General features: G+C 41.3%; 10 protein-coding genes. All 10 read right to left on the bottom strand.

The genetic code is table 11. From position 1 onward, the window contains the following. Nucleotides 1–4: 4 nt before the first annotated feature. Nucleotides 5–1,018, bottom strand: a complete 1,014-nt coding sequence (locus CBW42_RS03635) for a glycosyltransferase family 2 protein (protein WP_165761042.1) — start codon at nucleotides 1,016–1,018, stop codon at nucleotides 5–7. 23 nt (nucleotides 1,019–1,041) lie between these two features. Beyond that, on the bottom strand, nucleotides 1,042–2,133 hold the full coding sequence (locus CBW42_RS03630; protein ID WP_087017879.1) for an acyltransferase: 1,092 nt from the start codon (nucleotides 2,131–2,133) through the stop codon (nucleotides 1,042–1,044). After that, complete coding sequence (locus CBW42_RS03625) at nucleotides 2,130–3,959, bottom strand: HAD-IIIC family phosphatase (protein WP_087017876.1); 1,830 nt, start codon at nucleotides 3,957–3,959, stop codon at nucleotides 2,130–2,132. The genes CBW42_RS03630 and CBW42_RS03625 overlap by 4 nt, the downstream gene beginning before the upstream one ends. A 10-nt stretch (nucleotides 3,960–3,969) precedes the next feature. Further along, nucleotides 3,970–5,079 carry a glycosyltransferase gene (locus CBW42_RS03620; RefSeq protein ID WP_087017874.1) on the bottom strand — a complete coding sequence of 370 codons (1,110 nt, stop codon included), beginning with the start codon at nucleotides 5,077–5,079 and terminating at the stop codon, nucleotides 3,970–3,972. 19 nt (nucleotides 5,080–5,098) lie between these two features. Beyond that, nucleotides 5,099–5,914 carry a glycosyltransferase gene (locus CBW42_RS03615; RefSeq protein WP_087017871.1) on the bottom strand — a complete coding sequence of 272 codons (816 nt, stop codon included), beginning with the start codon at nucleotides 5,912–5,914 and terminating at the stop codon, nucleotides 5,099–5,101. A 12-nt stretch (nucleotides 5,915–5,926) separates the two neighbouring features. Continuing rightward, a complete protein-coding gene (locus CBW42_RS03610) occupies nucleotides 5,927–7,684 on the bottom strand; it encodes an HAD-IIIC family phosphatase (protein WP_165761041.1) in 1,758 nt (585 codons plus the stop codon). Between the two features lie 8 nt (nucleotides 7,685–7,692). Next, on the bottom strand, nucleotides 7,693–8,655 hold the full coding sequence (locus CBW42_RS03605; protein ID WP_087017867.1) for a polysaccharide deacetylase family protein: 963 nt from the start codon (nucleotides 8,653–8,655) through the stop codon (nucleotides 7,693–7,695). Continuing rightward, on the bottom strand, nucleotides 8,652–9,623 hold the full coding sequence (locus CBW42_RS03600) for a glycosyltransferase family 2 protein (RefSeq protein ID WP_087017866.1): 972 nt from the start codon (nucleotides 9,621–9,623) through the stop codon (nucleotides 8,652–8,654). The genes CBW42_RS03605 and CBW42_RS03600 overlap by 4 nt, the downstream gene beginning before the upstream one ends. Nucleotides 9,624–9,629: 6 nt before the next feature. Beyond that, nucleotides 9,630–10,808 (bottom strand): CDP-glycerol glycerophosphotransferase family protein, encoded by a 1,179-nt coding sequence (locus CBW42_RS03595; protein ID WP_087017864.1) that lies wholly within the window; start codon nucleotides 10,806–10,808, stop codon nucleotides 9,630–9,632. A 302-nt stretch (nucleotides 10,809–11,110) separates the two neighbouring features. Beyond that, complete coding sequence (locus tag CBW42_RS03590) at nucleotides 11,111–12,223, bottom strand: EpsG family protein (RefSeq protein WP_087017862.1); 1,113 nt, start codon at nucleotides 12,221–12,223, stop codon at nucleotides 11,111–11,113. Between the last annotated feature and the right edge of the window lie 342 nt (nucleotides 12,224–12,565).

Raw genomic sequence — 12,565 nt, 5'->3', positions numbered from 1 at the left:
CTGCTCATTTTTCATAGATTTTATCAATTCCTGTAAATCGTTCATACATATGATGTACGATAGAATAAGAACCAGGCCAGATGACAGTCCACAATCCCATAATCTTGAATTTTTTTGTATAGCTACTGCTTTTTAGAATTTCCGGAAGCATATTACGTAGTTCTGTACGTGCTGAAGTGCGAATAGGCTTGGTTATTTCAGTGCTATTGCTAATATCCAGAGTTGAAAGAAAAACTAATTGCCTCACTAATTGATTTGCAACAAGCGCATGATGTTCTGAATCATTTATTGTTTCCTGAAACAAAATTTTTTTGACCTTCAACGGATCTTGCAACTGATGCTCATTAACTGATGTATTTGCCGCAGAGTTGCTCCGTACAATATAATGATACGGACAAACATCTTCAAAAACAGATTGCCTTGCTTCCCGGAAAAGGTAGTAATTCATCAGCAGGTCTTCCATATTTCTGATAGATGTATCAAAATCCACCGAAGACAAGAATTTTTCAATAACAGATCGGGCATACAGCTTATTCCACAGGCCAGGCTCAATAAAACGCCCTTCCAGCAAATCCTTTACTCCCGTATAGTTATCCTGAAGAACCAGTTTTTCAGTGCCATAATACAGGCGGACTCTACCGCTTGGTAATATCATTTGATAACCACAATGTGAAATATCTGCTCCATGCTGCTTTGCGTTATTTAAGAGCTTTTCATACATCCAAGGCTCCACCAAATCATCACCGTCTGCAAAGGCAATCCACGCACCAGTTGACTTCTGCATTCCCCTTATACGAGCACTGCTCACACCGCCATTTTCCTTTTTGATTGCCTTAATACGCTTGTCCATCGCGCCATAACGGTCTATAACTAAGGCTGTAGAATCCGTGGAACCGTCATCTACAATGATAATTTCAAGATTTTGATAGGTCTGCGCCAAAAGAGAATCGAGCATACGGCCCAAAAAATTCTCAACATTATAAGCAGGTACAATTACAGAGATCAAATCCTGTGCCATGTGTTCATCTCCCATTTATTGTTTTAAAATAGTCCAACGACTGCTACTGTGATCTTCTTGCATACAGTATTTATTGCTTGGACCTTTTCAAGTCTTCCAATCGTAGCCTTGCGGAGCGTATCAATAATTGTACAGCCTAAGAAAATTAGCAAGGTACATCCCAACTGAATTACGGGGAAGCTCAAGCTGTCCATGTATTTGGGTAAAGCAAGCGTTTCCCACAGCCAAGGAGATACATCTGCATGAGCGTGAATTAAATAAACGCCCAAAGTCAAAGGTGCAACAAAACAGATTATTTTGGACATATAATCACTCTTAACCTGAATATTCAGGAAAGCTGTAAACAAGGCGATTGTCATAAAATATACAGGAGCAGAGTCATAGCGGAACCAATTACTTATGATGTTCTGCAGAATTCCAATACCCACTGCATTTGCAGCCATCTGTCCAGCAGCCAGCAGTAACGGAATTAGGAGGAAAATCCCAAACAAAATAACAGGTTTGTGTTTAGGGATATAATACAAGCGGAACCAAGCAGCTGCCAAGTAAAGAACAACAAACCATGCGAGGCCCCAGCCACCACCAGAATTCATTCCCGCAATCGAAGGATGAATGGAGTTCCATAGACTGAACAGAGCAAAAAAGCAGATATTCAGCATAGAATACTCTCTCTTGTCCATTGAATGAATGAATTTATTCAAGAAGGGAGAAATCAAATACATTCCCAGATAAATAGTAATAAACCAATAGCGTCCTGTTACAATTGGGAAGAAGCAACTGATTAGAGAAACAATTGAAAATGTTTCCTGACCAGTCATCATAAATAGAAGTTTCAGTATAAACGAGTAAAAAACCGTCTCCATCCAAAGAACTGCCAACTTTTGTAAGCGAAACTTTGAATTGACTAGATAGTATCCGCTGAGCATGACATAACAGTTCACACAAACTTGGCACAGCGCATAGGAAAACCGAACATAAAAGTACATCGCATTGGAACTGACCTCGGCTTGTTCAAGAACACCACTGTGATCGATAGAATGGAGGAAGATAATCAGCAGCATGGAGATAATGCGCAACAAGTCCAAATTTGCATCTCTCTTTTTTCTATCACTCATTTCTTTAACACTCCTCTTAGCTTGTAATAAGTAGGTGCCAGCAATTCTTTTACTCGGATAAACAGCATTTTTGCTTTTGAGGTTTCCTTTATCTGACTTCCGGTAATTTCGTTGACTATCTCCACCATTTCTGACGCTAACGCATAGTATACAGGTTTTATGTAGTGGTTGAAGTGGTCATAAAAACTATTCTGATCCACCAGATATTTGTTGACATCTATCAAACGAACATTTTCCTGACTGCCTGCCCAGCTCCGAATCGCATCATTGACCTTTTTATGAACCAGATGGCGATCCATATAGGCTTCAAAGGCGTTTTTTTCGTAGTAAAGTTCACCGCCCAACATAATGGTTAACACGCAGTTCTTAGGAAGATGCTTCCAGATAAAATCGAGATTTGCGACAATCTGTTCAGGAGTATTTCTGCCGATAAACTCATATTTCTCGGAGAATTTTCTCAGAATATCTTCTGTGAAATGGAAATTTGAAGTTGGATATTCTCCTGAAATAAGTCCCGGCCAATTAGATGGATCTGTAATAGGATGGATATACTCCAAAAATGCCAACTGTTCTCCCGTTTGTTTGCGGCGGTAGACCCCTAGATTGCAGTCTGCCAGAATACTGAGAAAAACGACTTTATAATCTCTACGATAGATATTGTCACAGTACATATCCAAGTGGGCAAAAGGAACCTCGTCAACAACCATTTGTTTTTGCGCCTTGGACAGCCGCAAAGCCTCCACAATATGCGTAGTATGTCCGGTAGATTCGATGACCAAGCCATCTTCAGTGGTATGAGTGAACTCAGTATCAAACAGTTCCGTATTTGCAATGTATGGATAAACTTGAAATAGATCGCATGGGCCCTTGACCAAAACCACATGTGCATCTAGTTTTTTGATTTTCATTTGGGAGAATGAAGAATCAACTGTTTTCTGGTTGATCCAACCTGGAATCTCTGTAGCAGACAAATCACTGATGACTTCGCCTGCAATAGTCAACTCGGGCCTGCCTAACTTGTTATAGATATACTGCTCGATGCCCATGCCAAGAGTACGGCAGGAGAAAACAAAGTGCAACAGCCGATTTGATTTTACGGCATAGAAGCCGACAATCCCATAATTGCCAAAATTGTCTCGAACGGATATGTAGCCGCAAGAAACGTTGGGATCAGCAAACAAGTCGGAAAGTTCTTCCTTTGTACTGCGAACCTTAGTAAAATTCAATTGGTTAGAACGAAGAATTAAATCATGAATACGGTCAACATTTGCATCACAGTCTGTTGAAATATCAACACGGATATTACTCTTATAAAGGAATTCCTCGTTAGAACTGAATTCTGCTCGTACCTGATGTTTTTCTTCCAGTATTCGGTACTGCTGTAGCCGCTTATGTTCAGGATCCTTGTGGTCAGCCTTTTCAGCATCTGCAAGTAATTGCGGAAGCAATGCAGGGGTTCCGGTCATGATTTCAGGGCAGGAATAGGAAGCTTCAGCAAGGTTGGACGGGTTATCATCCAAAAACAACACATTTGCCGGGCGAAACTGCATATCAGAAATCAATTGCTTTATTCTTGCTCCCTTTGGCGACCAGTTAATAGATGGGAAAACAAAGTATTCTGCCAATCCCTGATCTTTCAGGTAGTCCATCACTTGCTTTTCATCATTTTTGCTGCAAATGGAGTTAACGATACCAATGTCTGTCAGCAATGCAATTAAGCGACGGTTTTGATTGGGAACTTCAATATCTCCCTCCGAAAAAGTGCCTTTCCAAAAGGTTTCGTCCAAGTCCCAAACTACCAATTTGATTTTGTCAAACTGATACATAAATTATCCCTCACAACTTCAGCAACATTTTTTCCACAGCTTGTACAGTGTTTTTCGTGCTAAACTTTTTGCCTCGCTCCGCTGCCTGCTTTTTATAATGATCCATCAATTGTGAATCATTCAATAATTTCTTTATGCCTTGATACAATGCCTTTTCATCATTTTCTGTAACAACACCATACTCATTATTTTCACCCAGCATTTCCTTCATGCCAGAGACTTCTACAGTGCAGACTGGAGTGCTGACAATCAGGGCCTCAGTAGCGGCAGTGGAAAAGCCCTCAGCGAAGCTGGCACAGACAAACAGATCGCACTTGCTTACATATTTGTAGGGGTTAGTCTTGTAGCCCAGCAGTGTAACCGAATCGTACAAGTCATTCTGACCGATGTATTCCTCCATCTCCTGCTGCAAAGGGCCGATACCCAGAATATAAAGATGTACGGGATACTGTTCATCCCGCAGGTGCTTGATGATCTGCAGCAAACGCATATAACCTTTGGACTGCTTCAGCGTTCCTACCGCAACCAGCCGGATTTTTCCATCGTCCTTCAACTCCGGTGCGGCTTCACCAGCCCCGACCAATATCTTGTCAGACTCCACCGTATTATACAGCACCTGGCAAGGCTTTTGAAAATTCAAAATTTGGCAGAAATCGTCGTGGACATACTGCGAAACACACACCGTCTGGTCGAATCGGTTATAGCATTCATGAGCTTCTTTTTCTGATCGAAAAGAACCAGCCAGCTTGTCCATCGTGTGCTGCTCCACATGAATCCATGAAACCAGCTTTGTATTCGGATCCTGACAACCGCTGATCACACGGGCAGAAGGGCCTTCCAGATAGGAAACCTCAATGTCGTAATGCTCCTTCACGCACAGTTTATGGAGTTTCTTCGGTGTCAAAAGTTTCATCAGCTTGCTGTTTCCCGGCACTTCTTTTGGAAATACCGAATAAAAGTGAATATCCTTAGCCAAAAACTGCTCATTGACGCCACCACCGAATAACACCGTCACAGAAATATCAAATTTTGAACGATCCATGTTGTTGACCAGATTGACCAGTACCTTTTCGGCACCGCCTTGGCCAAGATCATGGATGAGAAAAAGTATTTTTTTCATATGAAGACTTATTTATTAATTAGGTTACATCACTGCGAGTTAGCTTCCATGCATGAATCTTTCGATAAATAAAAGTTGGCACAAAAGCTTTTAAAAGTAGCAAATATGGTTTATAACAAGTTAATCCTTTAAATCCCATGAGTTTATAACCCTTACAACGTGTTCTGGCACTGTTTAACCTAGCCTGAAAAGTTCTACGTTTTGCAGCGCTTACATCTTCGAGAATAACATATAATTCATCCGGAAGATTATAGCCTTTGTACCCAGCCGAAAGAAACCGACACCATAAATCTACATCTTCGACTCGAAGTACAGTAGGATCCAAAGAATATCCACCCAACTCATCATAGACACGTTTATATGTCATGATAGTTGCGTGAGAAAATGCATTATCATGAAGCATGGTATTCTTTGTGGGGATGGCTGTTTTTATGATAGAGGCAATCTTCTTTTCTCCATCAAATACAGTAACACCCGTTCCAACTAAATCATACTCGGGATGTTCTTTCAAAAAAGAAACCTGTTTCTCAAAACGATCGGGGGTAGACCAGTCATCCCCATCCATTCGGGCAACGAAGTCAGTCTCCACATACTCCAAACAATGGTTCAGTGAGTATGGGAGTTTTCGATTGACTTCATTCTTTATAATAACAAATTTTTCTGGATATCGTGCCTTATAACAGTTCAGAATTTCTAAAGTGCTATCTGAAGAGCCATCATCGCAGACAATCATTATCCAATTTTCATAGGTCTGTGCCAGGATAGAATCAATCGCTTTTTCAACGGTATCAGCACAGTTGTAAGTGGCCATAATGACTGATACTTTATCATTCATGATAAAAACCTCTCATTCAACAGAAACAATACCACTATTCAGCAAGTTTGCCATAAAAGTATAGGAAACTGCCTCGTCAAGTTCCTGTTCAATATGAAACCCAATCTGCTCCAGTGTATTGCGCAGAAGCGTGTTCTTTTTCGTTTTATGTACAGCAAACAACCCATCCTTACAGTTTTCTGTATTCAATAGATAAGAGAACAGAGCACTCTCCACGAATTTTCCTGCAACACGACAGGACATAGCGAACTCAGTAAATACCAAAGTTTCGCCATCAATACGATATTGACCAAAGCCAACAATTCCATATTCTCCGAAATCATCTGCACATGAAAATGCGAAATTTTTGTGATCATACTTAGTGAGCACTTCTTCAAATTCTTCAGGTGTGTACTTCTTACCAGACATATTCAACTGGTTGGTACGGACGATCAGCTCATAGCAGCGTAGCTTCTCGTCCTCTGTAGTCGGGTTGAAAACATGCAGCTTTAAGTTACACTTGCACAGGAAGTCCAGGATATCAGTATGTTTAGAGTGCATCAGTGTATTTCGCTGTTCCTCAGCACGATACATGGCGCGGCGGTTGCGGCTTTCTGCTGTTGCAGGCACATCGAATTCAGGTCGATCCAAAAGCTCTTTGATCTCTGTCACATCGTATGTACGTACCTGAGGCCATACGGATTGGACTTGCTGACGCTCAAAGTTCGTGTCATCAATCAAGACCAACGCATCAATTCCAATATTCAGGCTCTTGGCAATCTGCTCTACAGATGCGCTCTTAGGCTCCCAGGAAATTTGAGGATACAGAAAATACTCCGCAACACCAAGATGCTCCAGAACTGCCATGGTAGGTTTAAAATCATTTTTACTGGATACAGACTGGATGATGCCTCTCTGATCTAATTCTTCCATAACTTCCCGGACACCGGGATTGAGCATAATTGTCATAGGATCTTCTGTCTCGACCAGTGTACCGTTCCAGAGAGTGTTATCTAAATCCCAGACAACGCATTTGACCTTGGCGGCAGGCTTCTCAGCCGTGATTGATTCGCCTTTGACAAAATCACACCAGAGGATATCCAACTCTGCTTCCAAATTGTTTTCAGGGTAGAGCTTCACCAAATTGCCAGCTCGGGAACATTCCTCAGAGAGATTTGAAATCACCGCGATGTTTTCACCGGGCTGTATTGTGATAGCGGTCTTCCAGACGGGTGTATGGTCGTCATAAATCTCTACAATCAAGCGATAGCTTTCCTCCAAATAGCTGTAGCCTTGGAACAAAAACGCATCTGCTGTGTTTTCCAATCCGGTCAGCTTTCGCAGGCTGCGACGGCGCAAATACTCCGGAATTCGGATTCCCTGCCACCGCAGAGCCCGGGGTAGCTTGCTTGCTTCAATCGTCCCCAGAAAATTGCCAAGAAACTCATTCTTTTTCTGCATGGCAGAATATTGCGCTTCGTCCAGCATAGCTGGAAACAGGACAGTCATCATATTGCCCCACTTGCGGAACTTCACATGAGTTCCCTGATTACAACAAGCTTTTTCGTCCGTGAAGGTCAGTAGACCGTTGTCAAAGCGCTTGCAGCGTCCATCTCTGCGGGAAAGATAGTGTATGCAGCTTTCAAAGCAGGCCGGTGCGGAACATTCCAAACAATGCTCTTCCCACATGGCAGGACGAACTGCGGTGATCTGAAACCGGTCGCGGATATTTTCTTTGCAGAGTTTGCGATTCCATGTTTTGGACTTGTCCGCATAGTAAAACTGATACATGGATTTTTTCACCTATTCAAAATTTCCTGCGCCGCCTCTCTCATATTCAGGCTGCGCATTCCATATTTTTCTTTCAGCTGTTCATAGTAGCTGAAGATTTCTTCCAACTGTTTCATGTGGAAATCCGTGTAAACTCCCACATTATGGGGATGCCACCAAAGATGGAAGGTCAGTCCGTTCTTTGCTGCATGAAGCATCTGCCTTTTAATACGATGAACTTTTAGTCCTTCCAAGAAAGCCAATGGCTTGAAATATGGTTTATACATTCGGGATCCCACCAAATTGACGATATCGTTTTCAATTTTCGGCACATAGCCGCCTTGCCCGGTCAAAGGCAGGTACACATCAGCAAGGCGCAGAATACGCATCAGCGGACGGATCTTGACCTTCTCGTGTATCCAGTCATTCTCCTCATCCCGGTAAGCAATAAAGCCCAGTTTATTCAGCACTTGAGTATATTCAGGTTCACATTGATTCCGAGGCAAAACCACAGATTTGAGATCATACCCTCGATCGGCGGCAATCGCCCTTGCCGCCAGCATGTCAGCCCGAAACTGCTCGACTGTCTGTCCAGCTTCCCGGCAATAATAGTGGGAAAAAGTATGGCTGCCGATCTCCTGACCGGGAGTATTTGCAATTTTTTTAATCAAACTTGGGGCGTAGAAGCAAGGCGCGTCTTTCTCATTCTGGCCGATGCTTCCAAAACAGCGGTAGCTTGACAAAGCCGGATTATCATATGTAGGTTTCAACTTAGGAAAATATCCCCGGACTTCGGCTTCACTTTCAGCAAACTGAAAGCCCACAGTCGCCCAAGTAGCATGGATATTGTGTTTCTGGAATAGTTCCAAAAGCCGGGGAATTGCCTTCCTCCCACCTAGAACGTGGTCTTCATATTCAGAGAGCTCCCATCCATCCTGCATACCCCAGAACAGTTCAAAGTCAAGGGAAACAATCAATGTAGGTTGGCTCACACTTTAATCCCCCTTCGGAAAATCTTTGCCCAGAGAGGATAACTGATACTTAAAACAAGACCAGAGATATAGTATTTAAAGCCCCATCTGTATCGAAGCAATACAGATTTATTTCGCTTCACATATGTGACAGCTTCTTCAATGTAGTCGCTATCTGGTTTTTCAAGCTTTCGAAGAACAGTTTGATAGAACATAACCGTCCGGGATCTAGCTTGAGTTTCCAGCTCGTCAGAGAGTGACTGCATCACTTCCGTACAAAACCTCCAGCTTCTGGGAAGATTCATATAAGCATCACCTATCATGCGATTATCACGAAACGTACTCGTAATGCTTCCGTCAGTCATAATGTAATAATATAGCTGCTCATCAAGAAATACCGCTTTCGTACAATGGAGCAGATAGTCCATTGAAAAATACATGTCTTCCATCGCACAGCAGTCTTTGCGAAATCGGATACTATTTTGATTCAAAATATCCGCTCGATAGAGCTTGTTCCAGACATTTGGACCATATCCGCCTGTCAGGATCTTTTGTGCAGTTTCAGTCTGGTTTGCTGCTGTTTGAAGAGTGACAGATACTTCTGCAACATTCAACTCTTCCCTTTTGCACCGTTGGTACCGACAAGCAGCCATATCTATGTCTGGCCCCATACAGTTGACCAAGGCCTCAAACATATTGGGTGCCACAATATCGTCCGCATCAACAAACCCGATATACCGGCCAGATGCATGATCGAGCCCTAGATTTCTGGCGTTGGACAATCCTGAGTTTTCCGTATGAAAGACCTTGATAGCAGGATATTTCTCAGCAAGTCCGTCGCTTAAACTGCCGGTACCATCCACGGAACCATCGTCAATCAGCAGGATCTCAAAATCTTGAAAAGTTCCAGACATGACGCTTTCGATGCAATCTTCCAAATACGAAACTACATTATATGCAGGAATAATAATGCTTAATGTAACAGCCATCACACACTACTCCTTCTCAAAAATAATCTGTACAGCTTTTTCCGCCGCATTTCCATAAGAGGCTATATACTCATTTTTTATGTAGATTCTTGTATACTCACATTCCAGATCGTAGTCAATTTCTTGAATTTCTTTAAGCACCTCATCTTCGGTGCGCAAAACGCCATGTGAAAAAAGTTTCTCCAAATCTGTATATACGCCTCGTTCAACCAAATAGGTATCATAATCGTAGCCATAACAGAAAACAGGGCGTTCCATGATGGAATAATCAAATACAATGCTGGAGTAGTCTGAAATCAAAATGTCAGATACTTTAATCAAATCATTCAACTCGGGATATTTGAACGCATTGATAACAAAATCATTTTTTGGCAATTCATCCAAAAGTTTTGCAACCTCATAATGAGCAGTTACCAAAAGCACATATTCTTGTCCTAAAGTGGCTTCCCACTTTGAAAAATCAATCGGAATACCAAGAGCGTTTCTTCCATCCTCTGCACAGCTGAATTCTCTAAATGTGGGGGCATACATGATAACCTTTTTCGACTTGGGAATTCCTAAACGATCTTTTATTGAAGCTATTTCATTTTCTGTGACTGTGGTAAGATCATCATTTCGCGGCAAGCCAGTTGTATAAAACACGGAAGGATCCATTTGCCACGCACGCGGCAAAATATCCAGTTCCTTCTTTCCTTCAATAAAGACCGCGTCAAAAGTTTCGTGAAAGCCAATGCGAAATGCTTTATCAAACAATTCGACATCTGTTCCGATTCTCTTGATCCCTGCCATTCCATGCTGGAACAGGTAGTTCCTAGTCTGCTTTTTGCGGAAGTTTAAGCCTCTGGATGCACTAGAATTTGTGATCCATACGCCAGCACGCATAGCCGTAATATAGTAAGCCATAGTATCCACTTTGACTCTATTATGAACCTGTGGAAACTTGTCGGGTTCAATAAATGCCCAAATATATTTATGCTCAAAAGATATCGGATGTTTTAGCAGATATTCATAAACTACTCTCGGACTATCATCGTACTTCTGCCCGCCGTAGCTTATAAAGAGGATCAATTGAGGATCCGTCTTAATAAACAATCCAATCAAACGCAAGAAAAAAGATCCCAAGTAAAAATACAAGCTGTAAATAGCCTTGTTCTGTTTAACAAACGCTTTTATCCTACTTTTCATTCATATAACCTCGTTAGATCAGAATTATACTTACAATAAATTTCCACAGACTGACGGCACGATATCCGCTTCCAAAGTCTTTTAAAACTCTAAATTCGAACAAGAAACAAATAGAATACAACGCCTGCAACAAATTGTACTAACTTCCTGAATAAAATAATTGTTAATCATCCATGGAAGCGAGATTGCTATCTTTTTTCACATTATAAATAACACTGGAATAATTACGCTACCAACACAGATCGTTCTATTCTTCTATCATATCAGTCCCATATACCTGTCACTTTTCGTTAATTTCATATTTATAATATTCCCCACGCAAGGTGCATCTGATAATAGAAAAATACAATATAACAAACTATAGCTACCGCATAGATTGTTTTTCCCATATTCTTTCTGAAAAGATGCTTGATTTCCCAAGGCAGCAGAATATATCCATACATGCTACAATAGATTGGTAGTCTTCCGATAAAAATGCCAGATGTTCCTGTAGCTACCAGCGCAATTGATGTAGATACAATGCTGGCATTTACTGTCATATTTATTACCGGATTATCTTCGTATTTAATGCGTTTATAACCAAATAATGATAGCAACGTCGGAATTGCATAGACTAATACTCGAATCGGATTCATACCATCATCTTCCCACGATTGCCAGTCACTTACTACATTTTCATACTGCGTATCTGAAAGAAGCGTATCTAAGATGTCTGTAAATTGTCCAACAAAAAGCAATATAATAATACTCGCTAAAACACACAAAAGCGTCTTTTTATTCCATGCCTTGCCCTGAATAATAAAGATAATCGGGAGCATCAGCAATGCTGAGCCGTGTATTGTCGCTGCAACCAAAATAATGAGAATCGCAGGAATATATCTCTTCTTTAAAATTAGTCCAGTCGCCGCAAAAATAATAGTGACGGCCAAGAACTGTCTCATACCGTTATGTACCCAGGAAAGATAGTCCGTTGATGCGATGAATAAAAAAATACTGAACCAGTAATCACACGAATATTTTCGAAAAACTAGAGCGACACATAAAATCTGAATGGCAGCAAGAAAAAGAAAAAAAACAGCATCTGAATTACCCAAAACAGATTTAATCAATACAACAATAGCGGAGAAACCTTTATCCTTCGTGACCTCATCCAAGTAAGCGGACATCTGCCCCAGACTATTCGGCGCTTCAGAAAACATCCGGCGATATGCACCTGTGTCTCCGAAATTATTGCCTCGGTATCCGGCCCAAATGATATATGGCACAACCATAATAATTGCTGGCAGCATCTGCCACCGAGTTTCAGCCTGTCCACCGACCAGTTCCCGCTTTCTCGAAAAAAAGACCTTCAGGAAAAGGCCACCGGTGAACATCCATATTAACAGCCACCAATAATTTGTCAGTGTCACAAACATCCCACTTTCTCACGCAGCAGCTTCCAACAATAAACTACTGAAATTTATATACTAATGCGAATTATTATCACATTTTACCTTTAACTCTGTTAGTTCTCCTATTGATTATAGCACTTAATATCCTCTTTGCCAAACCCTTTCCAGCAAAAATGTCAAGTATTTCAATATAATTCCGTAAATTTTACTCTTTTTAAGCAACTTTTATACAAACGCCCAAAGATTTCGACAGTATTCCCCAAAAAGAAATTAACTATTCAGCTATGTAATGACTATTTGGACTCATTTAAGACTCTTATCACCTGCGCCTTTAATTCTTCCGGCAATTCAGACAACTGTTTTTTC

It is taken from the genome of Butyricicoccus porcorum (genome assembly GCF_002157465.1).
Lineage (GTDB): Bacteria > Bacillota > Clostridia > Oscillospirales > Butyricicoccaceae > Butyricicoccus_A > Butyricicoccus_A porcorum.
Note: the sequence above shows the minus strand (reverse complement) of the source record. Positions and strands in the feature narration are given on the sequence as shown.

Coding starts and splice junctions, on each gene's coding strand:
- CBW42_RS03635 (WP_165761042.1), bottom strand. CDS start 1,018: ATGGCACAGGATTTGATCTCTGTAATTGTACCTGCTTATAATGTTGAG.
- CBW42_RS03630 (WP_087017879.1), bottom strand. CDS start 2,133: ATGAGTGATAGAAAAAAGAGAGATGCAAATTTGGACTTGTTGCGCATT.
- CBW42_RS03625 (WP_087017876.1), bottom strand. CDS start 3,959: ATGTATCAGTTTGACAAAATCAAATTGGTAGTTTGGGACTTGGACGAA.
- CBW42_RS03620 (WP_087017874.1), bottom strand. CDS start 5,079: ATGAAAAAAATACTTTTTCTCATCCATGATCTTGGCCAAGGCGGTGCC.
- CBW42_RS03615 (WP_087017871.1), bottom strand. CDS start 5,914: ATGAATGATAAAGTATCAGTCATTATGGCCACTTACAACTGTGCTGAT.
- CBW42_RS03610 (WP_165761041.1), bottom strand. CDS start 7,684: ATGTATCAGTTTTACTATGCGGACAAGTCCAAAACATGGAATCGCAAA.
- CBW42_RS03600 (WP_087017866.1), bottom strand. CDS start 9,623: ATGGCTGTTACATTAAGCATTATTATTCCTGCATATAATGTAGTTTCG.
- CBW42_RS03595 (WP_087017864.1), bottom strand. CDS start 10,808: ATGAAAAGTAGGATAAAAGCGTTTGTTAAACAGAACAAGGCTATTTAC.
- CBW42_RS03590 (WP_087017862.1), bottom strand. CDS start 12,223: ATGTTTGTGACACTGACAAATTATTGGTGGCTGTTAATATGGATGTTC.